This window comes from Pseudoxanthomonas sp. SORGH_AS_0997, from assembly GCF_031453535.1.
Lineage (GTDB): Bacteria > Pseudomonadota > Gammaproteobacteria > Xanthomonadales > Xanthomonadaceae > Pseudoxanthomonas_A > Pseudoxanthomonas_A winnipegensis.
In genome coordinates this window covers 265,941-287,507 of sequence record NZ_JAVIZI010000001.1, presented here as the reverse complement: position 1 = coordinate 287,507, position 21,567 = coordinate 265,941, and the positions used below count along the sequence as shown (strand labels likewise).

The window sequence follows — 21,567 nt, the reverse complement described above, 5'->3', positions numbered from 1 at the left end:
TGATGACCTCCCTCCCCAGAAGTTGCCATTTATGACGCGATCTTCCTTCCGCAGCGCCGGTGTGTCCGCGCTGTCACGCGCCCCGCTCGCCGCCGCCCTCGGCCTGGCCCTGATCGGCTTCGGCGCCCATGCCCAGGAGGCGGCCACCGCCCCGTCCAGCGACAGCCGCCACGGCCGCGCCGAGCATCTGCATGCCAAGGACCTGGACGCGATCAAGGTGACCGCCGACCCGTTCCGCAGCGCCGCCGACGACCTGAGCCAGCCGGTCAACGTGCTGGCCGGCGAGCGGCTCGACGAGGCGCGCGCCTCCAGCCTGGGCGAGACCCTGCAGGGCATCCCCGGCGTGCAGTCGTCCAACTTCGGCCCCGGCGTGGGCCGGCCGATCATGCGCGGCCTCGACGGCCCGCGCGTGGCGGTGATGTCCGACGGCATGATCACCCAGGACGTGTCCACCGTGAGCCAGGACCACTCCCCGGCGATCGAGCCCTTCCTGGCCGACCAGATCGAGGTGCTCAAGGGCCCGTCCACCCTGCTCTACGGCAACGGCGCCATCGGCGGCGCGGTGAACGTGGTCGACGGCCGCATCGCCGAGACGCCGGTGCAGGGCGTCACCGGCCGCGCCGAGACGCGCGTGGACTTCGGAGACAAGGACGGCCAGACCAGCATGGCGCGCATCGACGCCGGCAACGGCGGCCTGTCGATCCACGCCGACGGCGTCTACCGCAACGCCAAGGACTACGACACGCCCAAGGGGCCGCAGGCCAACACCTTCCAGGACACCAAGACCGGCTCGTTCGGCGCGTCGCTGTCCGGTGACTGGGGCTTCTTCGGCGCCTCGATCTCGCGCTTCAACGACAGCTACGGCAACCCCGGCGAGCCGGGCGACCTGGCCCAGGGCGAGCGCGGCGTGCACCTGGAGCTGCACCAGGACCGCTTCGACGTGAAGGGCGGCCTCAACGATCCCTGGGGCGCCGGCAGCGGCCTGCGCTACAGCTTCTCGCACACCCGCTACGACCACACCGAGTTCGAGGGCGAGGAAGTCGGCACCAGCTTCTTCAAGCGCGCCAACGAGGGCCGCGTGGAAGCGACATTCAGCGCCGACAGCGGCTGGCAGAGCGCGATCGGCCTGCAGGGCACCGACAGCACCTTCCGCGCCGTGGGCGAGGAATCCTTCGTGCCCAAGACCGACACCAAGTCGGTCGGCCTGTTCGCGGTGACCAAGAACGCCTGGGGCCGCTTCTCCACCGAGCTGGGCGCGCGCATCGACCGGGTCAAGTACGAGACCGACACTGGCCTGTCGCCCGACTTCAAGCCGACCAGCTTCTCGGCCAGCTTCGGCTTCGGCCTGGCCGAAGGCTGGCGCCTGACCGCCAACCTGGACCACTCCGAGCGCGCGCCGGTGGAAGAGGAACTGTTCGCCGACGGCCCGCACATCGCCACGCTGGCCTACGAGATCGGCGATGCGACCCTGGACAAGGAAAAGGCCAACCAGGCCGAGCTGGGCCTGCAGTACAGCAACGACTGGATGGATGCCAAGCTCTCGGCCTACTACAACCGCTACAACAACTTCATCTACGTGGCCGATACCGGCGGCCAGTGGTACCACGAGGAGGACGACGACTACCTGCCGATCCGCCAGTGGACCCAGGCCGATGCGACCTTCCACGGTTTCGAGGGCGAGGCCGATTTCCACCTGGCCAAGTCCGACACCGCCGGCGACTGGGATCTGCACGTGTTCGGCGACACCGTGCGCGCCCGTCTGAACGATGGCGGCAACGTGCCGCGCATTCCGCCGGGCCGTTTCGGTGCGCAGCTGCGCTGGCAGGCCACCAACTGGCGCGCCTCGCTGGGCGCCACGCGCTACATGAAGCAGGACAAGCTGGGCGCCAACGAGACCGAGACCGCCGGCTACACCATGGTCGATGCCCACCTGGCCTACCACATCGACACCGGTTCGACCGCGTGGGAAGTGTTCCTGGACGGCAACAACCTGCTCGACCAGGACGCGCGCGTGCACACCTCCTTCCTCAAGGACGATGTGATGCTGCCCGGGCGCAACGGCACCTTCGGCGTGCGCGTGTTCTTCTGATCCAAGACAGAGCGCGTCCCCTCCCACCGGAGGGGCGCGCGCTACAAGCGCACCCCGTGCGTGGCGCATCTGCTCTCTCCCCGCGCTGCCGCACGGGATTGCGGGCCGGAAGACGTTCCCCTGTCTTCCGGCCCGTTTTTTTTTGCACGCATCACAAGCGGGACTGAGGTCGCTTGGGTAAAGGCCTGATCCGCCAGCGGCGCTGGCGCGACGTCGCCGGACCCGCATGCGCGTGGAATCCGGCGTTGCGGAAAGTCGGATTCCAGAATGCGTGCATATGCATGCATCATGCGAGCCGACACCCGCCGGAGCCCCGTCATGCCCCTGCCCCCGGACACCGCCTGCACCTGCTTCCAACTGCGCCGCGCCGCGCGCCAGGCCTCGCAGCTCTATGACCGCGCCCTAGCGGCGATCGGCCTGAGCCTCAACGAGTACTCCATCCTGCGCCGCGCGCAGAAGGGCACGCGCACGCTGGGCGAACTGGCCGAGGTCTGTGGCATGGACCGCAGCACGCTCACCCGCAATCTCAGGCCGCTGCTCGCCCGTGGCCTGCTGCGCGAGGCGCGCGGCGAAGACGCGCGCCAGCGCCTGATCCAACTCACGCCCAAGGGCGAGCGCGCCATCGCCCAGGCGATCCCGCTGTGGCAGCAGGCCCAAGCGCAGATGACCGCGCTGTTCGGCGCCGGCCCGATGCGGCGCCTCAACGACGACCTGGATGCCCTGCATGCGGCGCTGCGTCCGCTGCGGGAGGCCGCATGAGCACGACCGCCCCGCGCACACCGTGGCTGCTGCTGGCGGTGGCCTCGACGATGCTGCTGCTGACCATGGGCGTGCGCCAGACCACGGGCCTGTTCGTCAAACCCATCGCCGCCAGCACCGGGATCGGCATCGCCTCGATCAGCTTCGCGCTGGCGATCGGGCAGTTGGTGTGGGGCGCGGTGCAGCCGGTGTTCGGCGCGATCGCCGACCGCCACGGCCCGGCGCGCGTGCTGGTGTTCGGCGGCCTGCTGATGGCCGCCGGCTGCGCGCTGACCCCGTTCATGACCAGCCAGGCCGGCCTGATCCTCAGCCTGGGGCTGATGGCGGCGGCCGGCGCGGGGGCCGGCAGTTTCTCGATTCTGATCGGCGCCACCGCCCGGCACATCCCGGCGGCCCGGCGCTCCTTCGCCTCCGGCGTCATCAACGCCGGCGGCTCGCTGGGGCAGTTCCTCTTCGCGCCGCTGGTGACGCTGGGCATCAGCGTGGCCAGCTGGTCGGCGGCCATGTTCGGCCTGGCCTTCGCCTCGCTGCTGACGCTGCCGCTGATCGCCCCGCTGCTGAAACCGCGCCGGGGCGACCCGGCCGCGGCCATCGCCCACGCCGCCGAGGCCGCCCACCTGACCCTGCGCGAACAGCTGCGCCTCGCCCTGCACGACCGCAGCTACTGGCTGCTGCATCTGGGCTTCTTCACCTGCGGCGTGCACATCGCCTTCCTGGTCACGCACCTGCCGGGCGAAGTGGCGCTGTGCGGCCTCTCGCCGAGCGTGGCCGGCACCTCGATCGCCCTGATCGGCCTGTTCAACGTCGCCGGCAGCCTGACCGCCGGCGCGCTCGGCCAGCGCATGCCGATGAAGTACGTGCTGGCCGCGATGTACGGCAGCCGCGCCCTGCTGATCGCGCTGTACCTGATCTCGCCGCCCACGCCGATGACCTTCTACCTCTTCGCCGCGGCGCTGGGCTTCACCTGGCTGGCGACCGTGCCGCCCACGGCCGGCATTATCGGCAAGCGCTTCGGACCGCGCTACCTGGGCACGCTGTTCGGCCTGACCCTGCTCTCGCACCAGATCGGCGGCTTCTTCGGCGCCTGGCTGGGCGGCGTGGCGCTGGAACGCTCCGGAAGCTACACGTGGATGTGGTATGCGGACATGGCGCTGGCGCTCGTGGCGGCGGTGGCGAATCTGCCGATCCGGGAGCGGGCTTTGGAAGCTCGACCAGCGCTGGCGTGAGGCTCGACAATGCGCTTCTTGCTGTGGTTTAAAGCAAAAGCTTTCGTGCCGCTTCGCGGCCCGACCTACTTTCTTTGCTCGTGCAAAGAAAGGTAGGCAAAGAAACACGCCCCGGGCGGCACGCCTGCGCTGCGCGCAGGTCCGCTCCGGGGCGAGGGATTTTCCAAGGGGACATCCTGTCCCCTCGGAAAACGCCGCACATCCCTGTGCGGCGCCCTGCGGGTCTTGTCCTCGCCCCTCCGCCGTGCCTCACGGGGGTCTGAAAGTCCAAAGCAGAAGCAACCACAACAGCCGAAGCCGTTGTGCTTTGGCTTTGGCTTTTGCTTTGGTTCTTGATTCTGCTGTTGCCCTACCTCCCCCTTGAGGTCGGGCGGAGGACGACGGGTCAAACCCGAAGGGCGACGCGCAGGACGCGCGTCGTTTTTGGAAGGGACATGGATGTCCCTTCCAAAAATTCCCGGCGGCCGGAGCGAACTTTTCGCGCAGCGAAAAGCCGACCGCCGGGGTGTGCTTTCTTTGGCCTACCTTTCTTTGCACAAGCAAAGAAAGGTAGGTCGGGCGGCGAAGCCGCACGAAAGCTTTTGCTCCACAAGCTTTAAAGCCCTTGCTTGTAAAGAAGAGCCCGCGAACCGCAAGCCCCAGCACGGGTGAAGCGAACTACTGCGCCTCCGCGCACCGCGCACACAACCCATGCACTTCCAGCGTCTGCGCCTGCGGCTGAAACCCCAGCGCCTTGGCCCGCGCCTCCAGCTGATCCACCACCACCCGATCCTCCAGCTCCACCGCCGAATGGCAGCGGTCGCAGATCAGGAACGGCACCGAATGCGCGGCGCTGTTGGGGTGGTGGCAGGCGACGAAGGCGTTGACCGACTCGAGCTTGTGCACGAAGCCGTTGGCCATCAGGAAATCCAGCGCGCGGTACACCGTGGGCGGCGCATCGGCGCCCACGCCCTTGGAAGCGCGCACCAGGTCGAGCAGCTCGTAGGCCTTGATCGGCTTGCCGGCCTCGGCGATCAGGCGCAGCACGCGCGCGCGGATCGGCGTCAGGCGCAGGCCGCGCTCGCCGCAGGCGTGCTCGACCGCATGCACGAAGCCTTCGGCGTTGTGCACATGATGATGGGGCGCGATGCAGGCGGGCTTGGCGGCGGCCATGGGGCTCGTTCCTTACGGGATCAGGCGGCTTGCGCGGTCTTGATAAGCGCCGCGTCGATGCGTTTCAAGGCCTGCTCGCGGCCGGCCAGGTACACGGTATGGGAAATGTCCGGGCTGACCTGGGTGCCGGTGATGGCCACGCGCAGCGGCTGGGCGACCTTGCCCATGCCCAGTTCCAGGACGGCGGCGGCCTCGTGCAGCGCGGCCGAGACCGACTCGACCTGCCACTCGCCCAGCGCCGCCAGCAGCTCACGCGCCTTGGCCAGCGGCGCGGCGGCGGCGGGCTTGAGGTGCTTGGCCACGGCGGCCTCGTCGTATTCGGTCAGCGGCTGGTACCAGACCACGGCCTTCTCGGCCATCTCCTTCAGGGTCTGCACGCGCTCGCGCAGGGCGATCACCACGTCCACCGGCGCCGGGCCGGCGGCCAGGTCCACGCCCAGCTTCTCCAGCTGGTACACCAGCTGTGGGGCGATGGTCTCCGGCGCGTCGGTCTTGAGGTAGTGCTGGTTGACCCAGCCCAGCTTGGCCATGTCCAGGCGCGCGGCCTTGGAGTTGACGTCCTTGACGTCGAACAGCTCGATCAGCTCTTGGCGCGAGAACAGCTCCTGATCGCCGTGCGACCAGCCCAGTCGCGCCAGATAGTTGATCAGCGCATGCGGCAGGTAGCCGGCGTCCTTGTACTGCATCACGTCGGCCGCGCCGGTGCGCTTGGACAGCTTGGCGCCCTGCTCGTCCAGGATCATCGGCATGTGCGCGAACTTCGGCACCGGCGCGCCCAGCGCCTGGTAGATGTTGATCTGGCGCGGGGTGTTGTTGATGTGGTCGTCGCCGCGGATGACCTCGGTGATGCCCATGTCCCAGTCGTCCACCACCACGGCGAAGTTGTAGGTCGGGTAGCCGTCCGGGCGGAAGATCACCATGTCGTCCAGCTCGGCATTGGCGATCTCGATGCGGCCCTTGATCAGGTCGTCGAACACCACGCTGCCATCGAGCGGGTTCTTGAAGCGGATCACGCGGTTGGGATCGTCGCGGTACGGCAGATTCAGCTCGCGCGCGGCGCCGTTGTAGCGCGGCTTCTCTTGCCTGGCCATGGCGGCCTCGCGCATGGCGTCGAGCTCCTCGCGCGTCTCGTAGGCGTAGTAGGCCTTGCCCTGCGCCAGCAGCTGCTCGGCCACCTCCTGGTAGCGCGCGATGCGCTGGGTCTGGTAGACCGGGCCCTCGTCGTAGTCCAGGCCCAGCCACTCCATCGCCTCCAGGATCGCGTCGATGGCCGCCTGCGTGCTGCGCTCGCGGTCGGTGTCCTCGATCCGCAGGACGAACTGCCCGCCGCGGTGGCGCGCCTCCAGCCAGCAGTACAGCGCGGTGCGCGCGCCGCCGATGTGCAGATAGCCGGTGGGACTGGGGGCGAAGCGGGTACGGCAGGTCATGAAGAGCCCAAGGGGAACGTGCGAACGGGAATGGCCGCCATTTTACCCGGCGCCACGCGGCCGGGCCGGTATCATGCGCCGATGACCACGCTGTTCATCTCCGACCTGCACCTGGACGCCAGCCGTCCGGCCATCACCGACCTGTTCCTGCGGTTCCTGCGCCAGGAGGCGCTGCAGGCCGAGGCGCTGTACATCCTGGGCGACATGTTCGAGGCCTGGGTGGGCGACGACGACCCTTCCGAGCTGGCCACCCAGGTCGCCCAGGGGCTGCGCGCGGTCAGCGAGGCGGGCGTGGCGGTGTTCTTCATCCACGGCAACCGCGACTTCCTGCTCGGCCAGGACTACGCCGAGCGCTGCGGCATGCGTTTGCTGCCCGACCCGGCCGTGGTCGAACTCTACGGCGAGCCAGTGCTGCTGCTGCACGGCGATCTGCTGTGCACTTCGGACGTGGCCTACCAGCAGGTGCGTGCGCAGACCCGCAATCCGGCCTGGCAGGCGCATATGCTGGCCCAGCCGCTGGCCGCGCGCATCGCCTTCGCCGCGCAGGCCCGTGCGGCCAGCGCCGCGCATCAGGGCGGCATGAAGAACGACAGCGCCAAGTTCGAGACGCTGACCGACGTCACCCCGGCCGAGGTCGAGACCAGCTTCGTGCGCTACGGCCTGACGCGCATGATCCATGGCCACACCCATCGCCCGGCCGTGCACGAACTCACCGTCGACGGCAAGGCCTGCACCCGCATCGTGCTGGGCGACTGGTACGAGCAGGGCTCGGTGCTGCGGGTAACGCCGCAGGGCTACGACCTGCAGTCGCTGCCGGTGCAATAGAGGCAAAGCCTGGCGGGAGCAACTGTCTCCACAACTCTCGCGGCCCGCCTGTAGAGCGGAGCTTGCTCCGCTGCTCTTCGTTCGGTTCGTGAGGAAAGCTCCAGCAGAGCAAGCTCCGCTCTACAGGTGGGGTCTCACTCCATCGCATTTCCCCAACGCGCTCGGGCTCAGGGCGCTTCCAGCGCCGCCAGCTCGTCCTCGTCGAAGCCGGCCTGCAGGCGGGCTTCCAGATTGAACGGTCCGCGCAGATAGCCGCCGGCGTACTGGCGCAGCAGTTCGCGGAAGCGCGCGCGCGGCTCGACGCCCTCGCGGGCGCAGTACCAGCGATACCAGCGCGAGCCGGCCGCCACGTGCGCCACTTCCTCGCGCAGGATCAGCTCCAGGATCGCGACGGTATCGGTGTCGCCCAGCGCGCGCAGCTTGGCGATCATGCCCGGGGTGACGTCGAGCCCACGCGCCTCCAGCACGCGCGGCACCAGGGCCATGCGCGCCAGGCCGTCGTGGGCGGTCTTCTCGCACATCTCCCACAGGCCATGATGGGCATCGAAGTCGCCGTAGTCGTAGCCCAGCGCCTGCAGGCGCGTGCGCAGCAGCATGAAGTGGCGCGACTCGTCGTGGGCCACGCCTACCCAGTCGGCGTAGAACGCCGGCGGCAGGCCGCGGAAGCGATAGACCGCGTCCCAGCCCAGGTCGATGGCGTTGAGTTCGATATGGGCGATGGCATGGACGAAGGCCGCGCGCCCCTCCACGCTGCCCAGGCCGCGCTTGGGCACTTCGCGCGGATGCACCAGCCGCGGTCGCGGCGGGCGGCCGGGCATGCGGATCGGATCGGGCGGCGGCGCGTCCTCGGGCAACGGCAGCTCGCCGCGCGCGAAGGCCGCCGCGTAGCGCTGGGTCAGGGCGACCTTCTCGGCCGGATCGGCCGCATCCAGGCACTGGCGCGCCGCGGCGAACAGCTCGCGCGCGGGGCTCGCGACCGCCGCGCTCATTCGAGCGCGTGGGAGAGATCGTCGACGGTCACGCCCGGCGGCAGCGAGGCGACCTGCGCGTGCAGCTGTCCGGTCAGCGACAGGTAGGCCTTCAGATCGGTCGGCTCCAGCGCCTCACTGCTGCGCGCGCCGCCCAGGACCGGCGGCAGGCGGAAGGCCCAGACCTGGCCCGCGGCGAGCGCCTCGCCGGCGCGCAGTCGCGGCGCGACCAAGTCGAAGCGGAAGCAGTGCGCGACGAACTCGGCATCGCCCAGCCGCTGCAGGAACTCAGGCAGATCGTCGGCGACCTTCTCCAGCACGCCGTCGACGCAGTCCAGGAAATACACGGCCTGTTCCTGCCGGGCCTGCACGAAGGCATCGCCGGCCACGCTGAGCATCAGCGGCTGCATGCCGCCGCCGGTCAGCCAGGCCCAGTCGGTCAGCAGCGTGGCGCGGTCGATGTCCTCGCCCAGCGCCACGCACAGGTCTTCCAGGGTGATCGCCATCGACGCGAGGCAGCCTCAGACCGCGCGGCGCTTGCGCTTGGCCTCGTCCGAGCGCAGCTGCTGGATGCGCTCGAAATAGCCCGGATCGATGCCGGTCACGTAGTCGCCGTCGAAGCACGAGGAATCGAAGCGCTTGAGCTGCGGATTGCCCTCGCGCACGGCCGTTTCCAGATCGTCCAGGTCCTGGTAGATCAGCCAGTCGCAGCCGAGGAATTCCTCGATCTCCTGCTCGGTGCGGCCGTGGGCGACCAGCTCCTCGGCGGCCGGCATGTCGATGCCGTAGATGTTGGGATGGCGCACCGGCGGCGCGGCGCTGGCCAGGTAGACCTTGCGCGCGCCGGCGTCGCGCGCCATCTGCACGATCTGGCGGCTGGTGGTGCCGCGCACGATCGAGTCGTCGACCAGCAGCACCACGCGGTTGCGGAATTCCAGATGGATCGGGTTGAGCTTGCGGCGCACGGACTTGGTGCGCTCGCCCTGTCCCGGCATGATGAAGGTGCGGCCGACGTAGCGGTTCTTGACGAAGCCCTCGCGGTACTTCACGCCCAGCACGTTGGAGATCTCCAGCGCCGCATCGCGCGAGGTATCGGGGATCGGGATGATGGTGTCGATGTCGTGGTCGGGCCGCAGGCGCAGGATCTTCTCGCCCAGCTTCATGCCCATGCGCATGCGCGCCTTGTGCACCGAGACGTTGTCGATCATCGAATCGGGCCGGGCGAAGTACACGTACTCGAAGATGCACGGCGCGTGCTCGGTGCTGGTCGCGCAGATCTCGGAGAACAGCTCGCCGCGCGCGGTGACCACCAGCGCCTCGCCCGGGCGCACGTCGCGCACGCGCGCGAAGCCCAGGATGTCCAGCACCGCCGATTCGGAGGCCACGATGTATTCGTCGCCCTCCACGCTCTCGCGCTTGCCCAGCACCAGCGGACGGATGCCGTGCGGGTCGCGGAAGGCCACCAGGCCCAGGCCCAGCACCACGCTGACCACCGCGTAGCCGCCGCGGCAGCGCCGGTGCACGCCGGCCACCGCGCGGATCGCCGCCTCGGGGGTGAGCATGCGCTGGGCGTCCAACTCATGGGCGAACACGTTCAGCAGCACCTCGCTGTCCGAGTCGGTGTTGATGTTGCGGCGATCGGCCTCGAACACCTGCTGGCGCAGCGCCTCGGTGTTGGTCAGGTTGCCGTTGTGCGCCAGGGCGATGCCGTAGGGCGAGTTGACGTAGAACGGCTGCGCCTCGTCCATGCCCTCCGAACCGGCGGTCGGATAGCGGCAGTGGGCGATGCCCACGCGGCCTTCCAGCACGGCCATGCGCTTTTCGTCGAACACATCGCGCACCAGGCCGTTGGCCTTCTGCACGCGCAGGCGGGTGCCGTTGGCCGTGGCGATGCCGGCGGCATCCTGGCCGCGGTGCTGCAGCACTGTCAGGCCGTCATAGAGCTGGCCAGCGACGTTCTGGGTACCGACGATTCCGACGATGCCGCACATGGGTGTTCTCCGCTCGGGTTTGCTGCGAGGTGACGTGGCGAAACTAGCGCGACCGTTCCTGGCCCTTGGGCGTTGGCACGACCCGCGCCGGGTCGCCTTCGTTGGGATGCACCTGGGCCGGATCGCCCGGTGCGGGGTCTTCAAGGGGCTGGGGCCAGCGGCCGGCACTGCGTCCGCCGTCGCCCTTCAGAGCCTCGGACACCGTCTGCCCGAGTTGCGGCAGCTGCGCGGCCGCCTGCTGGAACTTGTCGTTGAGGGCGCCATTATCGCCTGACAAGGCCGGATTGTTGAGATCCAGGTTGCGTAACCGGTCCACGTTCATGTCCCGCAGATCGGGCATCGCCGGCATTTGCGGCACGGACAGTTCCGGCAGCTGAGCGCGCATCCAGGCCGCGCCGGGCGCGATCAGGGGCATCAGATGCGACTGGCGCCAGGCCGCCTCGTGCGGCAGCGGGGTGAAGGACAGCAGCAGCACCAGTACACAGGCGAAGAACCCGCCGCGCACCAGCCCCAGCCCGCCGCCGGCCAGGCGGTCCACGCCCGAGAGGCTGGTGTTGCGCACCGAGGCCTTGATCACCATGCCGATCAGCGCCACCACGATCATCACCCCGACGAAGGTCAGCGCGTAACCGCCCAGGTAGTCGGTCATGCCCGGCGTCCCGCCGTCGGCGAACTGGCGCGCGGCGCGGTCGCCGAACAGGAAGGCCGCCAGGCCCGCCAGCACCCAGGACAGGGTGCCGACCACGATCCCGACGAAGCCGCGCAGCAGCCCCAGCAGGGTGGACACCACGATCACCGTGCCCAGGACCAGGTCGATCACGGGCTACTCCCGGCGCCGTGAAGAGATGGACGGATTGGCGCGCTTCGAAGTCATCGGTCTTCCTCCCTGGACCAACCGGCGTCCTTCAAGGCCTCTAAGGATGCGGGCGGACGATGCCGGTCAGGCCATTGCGCGCGGCGACCTGCGCCTTGAGCTGGTCGGCCTCGGCGCGGGTGGACACCGGCCCGACCCGCACCCGGAACAGCCGGCCGCTGTCGGTGGACACCGGCTCGACGAAGGCGCTGAAACCGTTGCCGCGCAGCTTGTCGCGCAGGCTGTTGGCATCGGCCTCCTTGCCGAACGCGCCGACCTGCACGGCGAAGCCCACGCCGGTGGCGGCCGGCTTGGGCACGGCGGCGACCGGGGGCTTGGATTCGACCGGCGCGGCCGGCTTGGCCGGCGCCGGCTTGGCGGCCGGTTCAGGCTTGGCCGCGGGCGCGGGCTTGGCCGCCGGCGGCGCCTCGGAGGCCAGCTGGGCCGCGTCGGGATTGGACGTGGCCGGCGTGGCCGCAGGCGGCGTGGAGGCCGCGGGCGCGGTGGCCGGCGCGTCGCTGCCGGCGTCCAGCGCGATCACTTCGGCCTTGACGTCGCTGCGCACCTTGACCGCGGCCAGGCGCGCGATCTCGGCCTGCGCGCGGTCGGCGTACGGCCCCACGCGCACGCGCCAGGCCGGCTTGCCGCCGATGGTGGCCTCCTGGCGGAAGGCCTCGAGCCCGGACTGGCGCAGGCGGTCGATGACCACATCGGCATCGGCCTGGCTGGCGTAGGCGCCGAAGGTCACCGCGTAGTCGCCGCCGGCGGTGGCCAGCGGCAGGCCCTGGGCGTTGGTGGCCGGCTTGGGCGCGTCGGCCGGGGTCAGCGTCTCGGTGGCCGGCTTGGGCTGGGCGGGCATGCCGGTGGCGCCGTTGGCGCCGGGCTGGCCGGGGGTCACCAGCGGCAGGTCGCGGGTCTCGAACTGGCCCTCCGGCGCCTTGGGCACATCGGTGGAGACATCCGAGACGCCGCTGTCGCTGGCGGGGCCCTTGATCAGCATGGGCAGGAAGATGACGGCCAGGGCGACCAGGACGATGGCGCCGATGATGCGGTTTCTCAAAGCGGTATCCATCGTCTTGGGCGACGGCTTTGGTGATGAAGTGGCGAATTATAAGCGCGCACGCCGCGGCGCTTTCCTCATGCGCCTGAATCCAGCACCGCCAGCGCCTCGGCCACGGTATGGAACGAGCCGAACACCAGCACGCGCTCGCCCGGCGCGGCGGCCTCGAGCGCGGCGTGCAGCGCCTCGGCGATGCCGGCAAAACGTTCACCCGCCGCGGCTGGCGTGCCGGCCAGGCGAGCGGCGAGCGCGTCGGCGTCCTGCCCGCGCGGCGTGCCCGGCTCCAGCCCGGCCAGGAACCACCGCGCCACCCGCCCCGCCAGCGCGCTGACCACGCCGGCGGCGTCCTTGTCCGACAGCGCGGCGTAGACCGCCAGCGTGCGCGCCGGGTGCCGGTCCAGGAACGCGGCCAGTTCGCGCGCGGCCTGGGGGTTGTGGCCCACATCCAGGCGGATCTCGATGCCCGCGCGCTCCAGCCGCTGCAGGCGCCCGGGCACGCGCGCCTGGGCGATGCCGGCGGCGAAGGCGCTGGCCGGCAGCTCCTCGGGCAGCGCGCGCAGCGCGGCGATCGCGGTGGCGGCGTTGGCGCGCTGGGCCGGCGCGTCCAGCGGCAGCGCCGGCAGCAGCAGCTCGGTGCCGACCTCGCGCCAGCGCCACTGGCCGTCCTCGGCCGCCTCGTGGAAGAAGTCGTTGCCCAGCTGGATCACCGCCGCGCCGATGGCGTAGGCGTGGCCGAGCACGCTGGAGGGCGCGGTGACCTCGCCCAGCACCAGCGGCGTCCACGGCCGGGCGATGCCGGCCTTCTCCTTGCCGATGGCCTCGCGGTCGGCGCCCAGCCAGTCGGTGTGGTCGATGTCCACGGTGGTGATCACCGCCACGTCCGGGTCGATCACGTTGACGGCATCGAGCCGGCCGCCCAGGCCGACTTCCAGCACGGCCAGGTCCAGCCCGGCGCGCTGGAACAGCCACAGCGCGGCCAGCGTGCCGTATTCGAAATAGGTCAGCGGCGTATGGCCGCGCGCGGCCTCGACCGCCTCGAACCCCTCCACCAGCGCCGCGTCGTCGGCCTCCACGCCGTCGATGCGCACCCGCTCGTTGTAGCGCCGCAGGTGCGGCGAGGTGTAGGCGCCGACCTTCCAGCCGCCGGCGCGGGCGATCCCCTCGAGGAAGGCCACGGTCGAGCCCTTGCCGTTGGTGCCGCCGACCGTGACGACCTGGCGCGCCGGCTTGCCCAGGCCCATCGCCCCGGCCACCGCGCGCACGCGCTCCAGGCCCAGTTCGATGGCGCTGGGATGCTGGGCCTGGATGTAGCTGAGCCAGTCGGCCAGGGAGCGGGAGGTGGGGACGGACATCGTGCGGTGCGGGACGTTGGGGGGCGCCATTGTGACCGCACCCCGCCCGCACCGCGAAGCGCGCCCGCCGCGTTCAGCTCACCCGCCCGATCGCCGGGTCGCTGCGGCTGGGGCGGCCGGTTTCCAGGTGACCGGCCAGGCGGCGGCGGAAGGCGCCGCCCGGCTGGGTGAGCTCCAGGTCGTACCAGTGGTCGGCCTGGGCCACCTCGATGCGCACGGTCTGCCGCTCGCCCGGGCTCAAGCTGATCCTGCGCGGCGCCGGGTCGGCGTAGTCCAGCGCGCGCAGCTGCAGCGCGACCGCCGTGCGCGTGGGATTGGACAGCTGCAGCACCAGCGTCTCGCCGTGCTGCGTGGCCTCGACCAGCGGCGCGGCATGGCCCTCGCCGGCGAACTCGCGCAGGAAGCCGTTCGGCCCGTGCACCGCCAGCGCGTAGGCGCCGGCCGGCAGCGCATGCGGCGCGTCCTCCAGCGTGCGGCCCGGCAGCACCGTGTAGTACCAGGGCCCGGCCGCGCCGCCGTCGGCGTAGACGTTGAACACCGCCGCCGCCTGCCCGTCGTTGACGAAGACCAGGCGCAGCCCGTCCTCGCCCTGGCGCGCGTGCACCTGCAGCGCGTACGGCAGGGCGCGCGCCGGGCGCTGGCCGGGCTCCTGCTTCGGCTGCGCGCCAGGCACCGGCACCACCGGCGCGGGCTGGCGCGCGGCGGCCTGCATGCGCTGCAGGTAGTCGGCGGTGGACGGCAGGGCCGAGAGCGCCGAGTCGTCGGGCGTGGCGAAGTCGAACACGCTGGTCAGATCGCCGGTGACCGCGCGCCGCCACGGGCTGATGTTCGGCTCGGCCACGCCGAAGCGCGCCTCCAGCAGGCGCAGCACCGAGGTGTGGTCGAACACCTGCGAATCAACCCAGCCCCCGCGCGTCCACGGCGAGACCACGGTCATCGGCACGCGCACGCCCAGGCCGACCGGCGTGCCCTTGTAGCTTTCGCCGCGCACCTCGACCTGGCTGGCGCCCATGCGCGCATCCAGCGCCGGCAGCGGCGCGGGCACATGGTCGAAGAAGCCGTCGTTCTCGTCGTAGTTGATGATCAGGCAGGTCCGCGCCCAGACCTCGGGCACGGCGGTGAGCGCATCGAGGATGCGCGAGGCCAGCGACTCGCCATGGGCCGGCGTGGCCTCGGGGTGCTCGCTGTACGGATACGGCGCGACGATCCACGACACCTGCGGCAGCTTTCCGTCACGCACGTCGGCGGCGAAGGCATCGACCAGGTGCTGGGCGGTGCTGTGCTGCGCATTGTCGGCGTCGGAACCAGGCACGATCCCGCGCCCGCGCCGGTACAGCGGATCGCGCACGTCCATGGCGCGGAAGCGCGCGAACGAGGACAGCGGGTTGTCGCCGTAGTTGTCGTACTCCTGGTAGACGCGCCAGTCGATGCCGGCCTCCTGCAGGCGTTCGGCATAGGTGGTCCAGCGCAGGCCGACGAAGTCGGCCCGGTCGCGCTTCATGTCCGCGGTCCAGTTGCCGTCGTCCACGTTGTCCACCGCCTGATCGCCGTCGTTGCCCACGCTCAGCCCGCTGCTGCCGGTGAACAGATACATGCGGTTGGGATTGGTCGGCCCGTGCAGCGAGCAGAAGTAGCCATCGCACACGGTGAAGGCGTGGGCCAGCGCGTGATAGAACGGGATGTCCGCGCGCTGCAGATGCCCCATGCTCAGCGCGCCCTTGTACGGCACCCAGCAGTCGTACTGCTGCCAGCGCGCGGCGTCCTGGCCGCGCGCGCCTTTCCAGTTGTGATCCAGGCTCTTCATCACCGCCGCGCTGGTGGCGCGCGTGTCCAGGTGGAAGGGCAGCACGGGCGCGCCGCCATCCTGGCGCTGCTGCCACACCGGCGCGCCATCGCGCAGCCGCAGCGGGCGCGGGTCGTCGAAGCCGCGCACCCCGCGCAACGTGCCGAAGTAATGATCGAAGGCGCGGTTCTCCTGCATCAGGATCACCACATGCTCCATGTCCGCCAGCGTGCCACTGCGCACCTGCGCCGGCAGCGCCAGCGCGCGGCCGATGGAGGCAGGCAGCAGGCCGGCGGCGGTCAGCGCCGAGAGGCGCTGCAGGAAGTCGCGACGCGAAAGTTTGTGCATACCGAGATCTCGGAAACGAAAGAAAGCCCGGCGCAGCGCCGGCCGCCCAGCGGTATACGCCAGATGTTTGTCAGGCGCACGACATCCGGGACGTCATCGCCTCGTCATCGCAACTTCATGAATCGGTGACACCGTTCCGCCGCCTCCTCCCTCACGGCTTTCACCGATGTCACTTTCGATTCCCACGCCGCGCCGCAGCGCCCTGGCGCTCGCCCTGCTCTGCTCCATCTCCGGCCTGGCCCAGGCCGCCGACCCGCCGGCCGACGCGGCCGAGGCGGCACCGGCCGATGCCAAGCAGCTCGACGCGGTCTCGGTGGTCGCGCGCGGCGCGACCCGCCAGGTGCAGCGCGTCAACCAGCAGGACATCGAGCGCCTGCCTGCCGGCAGCAGCGCACTGAAGGCGATCGACAAGCTGCCCGGCGTGCAGTTCCAGTCGGCCGACGCCACCGGCGCCTACGAATGGTCCACCGCGATCTACCTGCACGGCTTCGACCAGAGCCGACTGGGCTTCACCCTGGACGGCGTGCCGCTGGGCAACATGAGCTACGGCGTCACCAACGGCCTGTCCATCACCCGCGCCATCCTCTCCGAGAACATCGCCTCGGTGGAGCTGGCGCAGGGCGCCGGCGCGCTGGGCACGGCCTCCAACAGCAACCTGGGCGGCACGCTGCAGTTCTACTCGGCCGATCCGGAGACCGAGTTCGGCGGGCGCTTCTCGCAGACCGTCGGCGACCGCAACGCCAGCCGCACCTATGCGCGCCTGGACACCGGCGAGCACAATGGCCTGTCGGCCTACGTGGCCTATGCCGATTCGGACATGGACAAGTGGAAGGGCGACGGCAGCCAGCGCTACGAGCAGTTCAACGCCAAGGCGCTGTACGCCTGGGGCGAGGGCAACCGCGTGAGCCTGTTCGTGGACAAGTCGCGGCGCAAGGAACAGGACTACATGGACCTGTCGCTGACCAGCCAGAAGGTGCTGGGCTGGGACTACGACTACCTGGTGCCGGACTGGGCCACCGCCGCGCAGATGGCGCGCGCCTATCAGCGCACCGGCACCTATGCCGGCGTGGCCAACGGCTATCCGGCCTCGCTGGCCGGCCTGCCGGCCGATTACGACTGGCTGGACGCCACCTACTACTGGGGCGCCGGCCTGCGCGACGACACCCTGGTCGCGCTGGCCGGCAGCTTCGTCTTCAGTCCCGCCGTCTCGCTGGACGTGACCGGCTACTACCACGGCGACCGCGGCGAGGGGCAATGGGTCACGCCGTACGTGCCGACCTCGGCCAGCGTGCCGCTGTCCATGCGCACCACCGACTACGGCCTGGACCGCTTCGGCGGCACCGCCGCGCTGAAGTTCAACATCGGCATCAACGAGATCGAGCTGGGCGGCTGGGCCGAGAACGCGCAGAACACCCAGGAGCGCAACTACTTCCAGCTGGGTGGGCCGTTCACTTCCATGTTCAACTTCTACGAGGCCGGCGACCCGTTCTACCGCCAGTTCCTGCAGAAGTACCAGATCCGCACGCGCATGGCCTATGCGCAGGACACCCTGCGCCTGCTCGACGACCGGCTGAGCCTCAACTTCGGCGCAAAAGCGGTGAGCACGCAGATCCAGGCGCGCTCGCTGGTGCCAAGCAGCAGCTATGCGCAGGGCACGATCAAGGCCGACGACCACTTCCTGCCGCAGGTCGGCATCAGCTACAAGCTCGACGAGGCGCAGGACGTCTACGCCTCCTACAGCAAGAACATCGCCGCCTTCGGCTACAGCCCGTTCGCCACCAACCAGGCCACGTTCAACCAGCTCAAGAACACCCTGGACCCGGAGCAGTCGCAGACCGTGCAGGCCGGCTGGCGTACCCACGGCGAGCGCTACGAGGCCTCGGTCGGCGCCTACTACACGCGCTTCTCCAACCGCCTGCTGACCATCTCCCCGTGCAGCGCCATCCAGACCTGCTCGGCGATCCTGAGCAACGTCGGCGAGGTGGACAGCAGCGGCGCCGACCTGGCCCTGGTGTGGAAGCCGATCGACGGGCTGAGCTGGCTCAACACCCTGTCCTGGAACCGCTCCAAGTACCAGGACGACTACCTCAACAACGGCGTGGTGGCGACCAAGGGCAAGCAGGTCGTCGGCCTGCCGGAATGGATGTTCTCCTCCAGCCTGTCCTGGCGGCAGGACGGCTGGCACGCCTCGATCGACGGCAAGTACACCGACAAGCGCTACCTCACCTACCTCAACGACTCCAGCGTGCCCAGCTACTGGCTGTTCAACGCCGGCGGCGGCTACGACTTCGGCCGCGTCGGCGCGCTCTCCCGCCTGGACGTCTCGGTCAACGTGACCAACCTGGCCGACAAGCGCTACTTCGCCACCACCGGCACCAACGGCTACGTCGCCTCCGATCCGGACGGCTACAACCAGACCCTGATGGCCGGCGCCCCGCGCCAGGTGTTCTTCACGGTCGACGCGCGCTTCTGATCGCGCAAGCGGGGACGGCGGACCGGCGTGGATGAAAGGTCCACGCCGGGCCGCGGCTTATAATTGGCCTCCTCTTTGTCTTCGGTTGCAACGCACCATGGCGGACACGATGAAAGCGCTGGTCAAGCGCGAGGCGGGCAAGGGCATCTGGATGGAACAGGTCGCCAAGCCCGTGCCCGGCCCCAACGAGGTGCTGGTCAAGCTGGAGAAGACCGCCATCTGCGGCACCGACCTGCACATCTACCTGTGGGACGAGTGGAGCCAGCGCACCATCAAGCCGGGCCTGACCATCGGCCATGAGTTCGTCGGCCGCATCGCGCAGCTGGGATCGGCGGTGACCGGCTACCAGGTCGGCCAGCGCGTCTCGGCCGAGGGCCACATCGTCTGCGGACACTGCCGCAACTGCCGCGGCGGGCGTCCGCACCTGTGCCCCAACACGGTGGGCATCGGCGTCAACGTCAACGGCGCCTTCGCCGAGTACATGGTGATGCCGGCCTCCAACCTGTGGCCGATCCCCGACCAGATCCCCTCCGAGCTGGCCGCGTTCTTCGACCCTTACGGCAACGCGGCGCATTGCGCGCTGGAGTTCGACGTGATCGGCGAGGACGTGCTGATCACCGGCGCCGGCCCGATCGGCATCATCGCCGCCGGCATCTGCAAGCACATCGGCGCGCGCAACGTGGTGGTCACCGACGTCAACGACTTCCGCCTCAAGCTGGCCGCCGACATGGGCGCCACGCGCGTGGTCAACGTCGCCAATACCTCGCTCAAGGACGTGATGGCCGACCTGCACATGGAAGGCTTCGACGTCGGCCTGGAGATGAGCGGCAACCCGCGCGCGTTCAACGACATGCTCGACTGCATGTACCACGGCGGCAAGATCGCCATGCTCGGCATCATGCCGCGCGGCGCCGGCGCGGACTGGGACAAGATCATCTTCAAGGGTCTGACCGTGCAGGGCATCTACGGCCGCAAGATGTACGAGACCTGGTACAAGATGACCCAGCTGGTGCTGAGCGGCTTCCCGCTGGGCAAGGTGCTGACTCATCAACTGCCGATCGACGACTTCCAGAAGGGCTTCGACCTGATGGAGGAAGGCAAGGCCGGCAAGGTCGTGCTGAGCTGGAACTGAGGTCCGCCTCGGGTCATCACGCGAAAGGCGCCGCAAGGCGCCTTTTTCGTTTCATGTGCATCCCGCAGGGACGCCATGGGTTGGCGATCCGCAGGTCATACAGCAGCTTTCACTCATCCGAACGCTGCCGGCGCACCGGCAAGCCAGGCTAGCGCTCGGCGAAGGCGCCCCAGCGCGCCGGGACCAGGCCGACGCGCTCGCCCACCTGCACGCTTTCGGTCGCGGCCGGCAGCTCCAGCTCGAGCGGCGTGCCATCGTCGAGACGCGCATGGATGCGCTGGCGCGGACCGCTGCGCTGCACGCTCTCCACCTGCGCCTGCCAACCGCCCTGCCCCGGCGCGACCGGCTGCAGATCCTGGGGACGCACGAACAGCGCCACCGCGCCGTCGGCCAGCGCATCGCCTTGCGGCGCAGCCAGATCCAAGCCGCCGACGCGCAGCAGCTCGCCGGCCTTGTGGCCGGACAGGCGGTTGGCCTCGCCGACGAAGCCGTAGACGAAGGCCGACGCGGGCTGGTCGTAGACCTGCGCCGGCGTGCCGATCTGTTCGATGCGGCCCTTGTTGAGGATGGCCACGCGGTCGGCCAGTTCCAGCGCCTCTTCCTGGTCGTGGGTGACGAACACGGTGGTCACCCCGGTCGCCTCGTGCACCTGGCGCAGCCAGCGGCGCAGGTCGCGGCGCACCTTGGCATCGAGCGCGCCGAAGGGCTCGTCCAGCAGCAGCATCTTCGGCTCGATCGCCAGCGCGCGCGCCAGGGCCACGCGCTGGCGCTGACCGCCGGAGAGCTGGGTGGGATAGCGCGCGCCCAGGCCCTCGAGCTGCACCAGCGAGAGCAGCTCGCGCACGCGCGCGGCGATCCGGGCCTTCGGCCAGCGCGCGCGGCCACGGCGGACCCTGAGGCCGAAGGCGATGTTCTCCTCCACCCGCATGTGCTTGAACAGCGCGTAGTGCTGGAACACCACACCCACCTGGCGCTGCTGCACCGGCAGCACCGAGGCGTCCTGGCCGTCGAACAGCACGCGCCCCTCGTCGGCATGCTCCAGCCCGGCGATCACCCGCAGCAGTGTGGTCTTGCCCGACCCCGATGGGCCCAGCAGCGCCAGCAGCTCGCCCGGACGGATGTCCAGATCGATCGCGTCCAGCGCGGCGAAGGCGCCGAAGCGCTTGGAGAGGTGTTCGACCGTGATGCCCATGGGTTGTTGCGGACCTTGAATCAGTGTCGGTGTCTGGCCGCCAGCGCCTCGCCGTGGCGCCATTCCAGCCAGGACTTGAGCGCCAGGGTGACCAGCGCGCTCAGCGCCAGCAGGGAGGCGGCGGCGAAGGCCGCGCTGTAGGCGTATTCGTTGTAGAGGATTTCCACGTGCAGCGGCAAGGTGTTGGTGCGCCCGCGGATGTGCCCGGACACCACCGAGACCGCGCCGAACTCGCCCATCGACCTGGCCGCGCACAGCAGCACGCCGTACAGCAGCGCCCAGCGGATGTTGGGCAGCGTCACGCGCCAGAAGGTCTGCCAGCCGCTGGCGCCCAGGCTGAGCGCGGCCAGCTCCTCGTCGCTGCCCTGCTGCTCCATCAGCGGCATCAGCTCGCGGGCGATGAAGGGGAAGGTGACGAAGGTCGTGGCCAGCACGATGCCCGGCAGCGCGAATACGATCTTCGGCAGCTGGATCAGCGTGTCCCCCAACAGCGGCAGATGCACGCGCCAGCCCTCGTCGATCAGCGGCCAGGCCCAACCCTGGCGGCCGAAGATCAGCATGAAGACCAGGCCGGCCACCACCGGCGAGACGGCGAACGGCAGGTCGATCAGGCTGACCAGGATGCGCTTGCCGGGGAAGCGGTGCTTGCTCACCGCCCAGGCCGCGGCGATGCCGAAGATCAGGTTCAGCGGCACCACGATCGCGGTCACCACCAAAGTCAGCCTGATCGCTGCCAGCGCGTCGCGGTCGGTGATCGCCTTGAGGAAGGTCGGCAGGCCGCTGCGCAGCGCCTCGGTGAACACCAGCACCAGCGGCAACAGCAGGAAGGACAGCAGGAACAGCAGCGCCAGCCCCACCAGCGTCCACTTCATCCACGCAGGCTCGGTGGTCGGCGCGCGCAGCGCGCGCCGTGGCACAGGCACGGACACGGCGGCCA

Annotated in this window: 16 protein-coding genes and 1 pseudogene; 6 read left to right on the top strand and 11 right to left on the bottom strand. The window is 69.9% G+C overall.

All coding sequences use genetic code 11. The features are described 5' to 3' along the window. Positions 1–31: 31 nt before the first annotated feature. From QE438_RS01300 to QE438_RS01290, 3 genes are all read left to right on the top strand, one after another. A complete protein-coding gene (locus tag QE438_RS01300; protein WP_306993092.1) occupies positions 32–2,089 on the top strand; it encodes a TonB-dependent receptor in 2,058 nt (685 codons plus the stop codon). A 318-nt stretch (positions 2,090–2,407) separates the two neighbouring features. Beyond that, on the top strand, positions 2,408–2,848 hold the full coding sequence (locus QE438_RS01295) for a MarR family winged helix-turn-helix transcriptional regulator (protein ID WP_306993094.1): 441 nt from the start codon (positions 2,408–2,410) through the stop codon (positions 2,846–2,848). Then, complete coding sequence (locus QE438_RS01290) at positions 2,845–4,074, top strand: MFS transporter (protein ID WP_306993096.1); 1,230 nt, start codon at positions 2,845–2,847, stop codon at positions 4,072–4,074. The genes QE438_RS01295 and QE438_RS01290 overlap by 4 nt, the downstream gene beginning before the upstream one ends. A 657-nt stretch (positions 4,075–4,731) precedes the next feature. On the opposite strand, the gene QE438_RS01285 is transcribed toward QE438_RS01290, so the two are convergent. Both QE438_RS01285 and gltX read right to left on the bottom strand, forming a co-directional pair. Beyond that, complete coding sequence (locus tag QE438_RS01285) at positions 4,732–5,226, bottom strand: transcriptional repressor (RefSeq protein WP_130516090.1); 495 nt, start codon at positions 5,224–5,226, stop codon at positions 4,732–4,734. Positions 5,227–5,246: 20 nt separating this feature from the next. Further along, entirely contained in the window at positions 5,247–6,653 is a 1,407-nt protein-coding gene (gltX, locus tag QE438_RS01280) for a glutamate--tRNA ligase (RefSeq protein ID WP_306993098.1), read from the bottom strand. 81 nt (positions 6,654–6,734) lie between these two features. Between gltX and lpxH the strand changes: the two genes are divergently transcribed. Then, positions 6,735–7,478, top strand: a complete 744-nt coding sequence (lpxH, locus tag QE438_RS01275; protein ID WP_306993100.1) for a UDP-2,3-diacylglucosamine diphosphatase — start codon at positions 6,735–6,737, stop codon at positions 7,476–7,478. A 167-nt stretch (positions 7,479–7,645) separates the two neighbouring features. Here the strand turns inward: lpxH and QE438_RS01270 are convergent, their stop codons facing one another. The 7 genes from QE438_RS01270 to QE438_RS01240 form a co-directional block, all read right to left on the bottom strand. Next, complete coding sequence (locus tag QE438_RS01270; protein ID WP_306993103.1) at positions 7,646–8,467, bottom strand: ferritin-like domain-containing protein; 822 nt, start codon at positions 8,465–8,467, stop codon at positions 7,646–7,648. Next, positions 8,464–8,952: a T6SS immunity protein Tdi1 domain-containing protein gene (locus QE438_RS01265; RefSeq protein ID WP_306993105.1), complete on the bottom strand. Its 489-nt coding sequence runs from the start codon at positions 8,950–8,952 to the stop codon at positions 8,464–8,466. Before QE438_RS01265 ends, QE438_RS01270 begins: the two co-directional genes overlap by 4 nt. A 15-nt stretch (positions 8,953–8,967) precedes the next feature. Next, on the bottom strand, positions 8,968–10,437 hold the full coding sequence (gene purF / locus QE438_RS01260) for an amidophosphoribosyltransferase (protein WP_306993107.1): 1,470 nt from the start codon (positions 10,435–10,437) through the stop codon (positions 8,968–8,970). Positions 10,438–10,480: 43 nt separating this feature from the next. Continuing rightward, positions 10,481–11,257 (bottom strand): CvpA family protein, encoded by a 777-nt coding sequence (locus tag QE438_RS01255; RefSeq protein WP_130516079.1) that lies wholly within the window; start codon positions 11,255–11,257, stop codon positions 10,481–10,483. A 94-nt stretch (positions 11,258–11,351) separates the two neighbouring features. Continuing rightward, positions 11,352–12,362: an SPOR domain-containing protein gene (locus QE438_RS01250; RefSeq protein ID WP_306993109.1), complete on the bottom strand. Its 1,011-nt coding sequence runs from the start codon at positions 12,360–12,362 to the stop codon at positions 11,352–11,354. Positions 12,363–12,427: 65 nt separating this feature from the next. Next, a complete protein-coding gene (folC, locus tag QE438_RS01245; protein WP_306993111.1) occupies positions 12,428–13,702 on the bottom strand; it encodes a bifunctional tetrahydrofolate synthase/dihydrofolate synthase in 1,275 nt (424 codons plus the stop codon). 73 nt (positions 13,703–13,775) lie between these two features. Further along, positions 13,776–15,833 (bottom strand): phospholipase C, phosphocholine-specific, encoded by a 2,058-nt coding sequence (locus tag QE438_RS01240; RefSeq protein ID WP_306993113.1) that lies wholly within the window; start codon positions 15,831–15,833, stop codon positions 13,776–13,778. 166 nt (positions 15,834–15,999) lie between these two features. Here QE438_RS01240 and QE438_RS01235 point away from each other — a divergent pair, with 166 nt between their 5' ends. Then, positions 16,000–18,306, top strand: coding sequence for a TonB-dependent receptor (locus QE438_RS01235; RefSeq protein ID WP_306993116.1), 2,307 nt, complete (start codon positions 16,000–16,002; stop codon positions 18,304–18,306). Positions 18,307–18,403: 97 nt separating this feature from the next. After that, on the top strand, positions 18,404–19,438 hold the full coding sequence (gene tdh / locus QE438_RS01230; protein WP_165394567.1) for an L-threonine 3-dehydrogenase: 1,035 nt from the start codon (positions 18,404–18,406) through the stop codon (positions 19,436–19,438). Positions 19,439–19,586: 148 nt separating this feature from the next. Here the strand turns inward: tdh and QE438_RS01225 are convergent, their stop codons facing one another. Further along, on the bottom strand, positions 19,587–20,630 hold the full coding sequence (locus tag QE438_RS01225) for a sulfate/molybdate ABC transporter ATP-binding protein (protein ID WP_306993118.1): 1,044 nt from the start codon (positions 20,628–20,630) through the stop codon (positions 19,587–19,589). A gap of 20 nt (positions 20,631–20,650) precedes the next feature. Continuing rightward, positions 20,651–21,526: pseudogene (cysW, locus tag QE438_RS01220) on the bottom strand (sulfate ABC transporter permease subunit CysW); the annotation flags it as partial. Positions 21,527–21,567 lie beyond the last annotated feature (41 nt).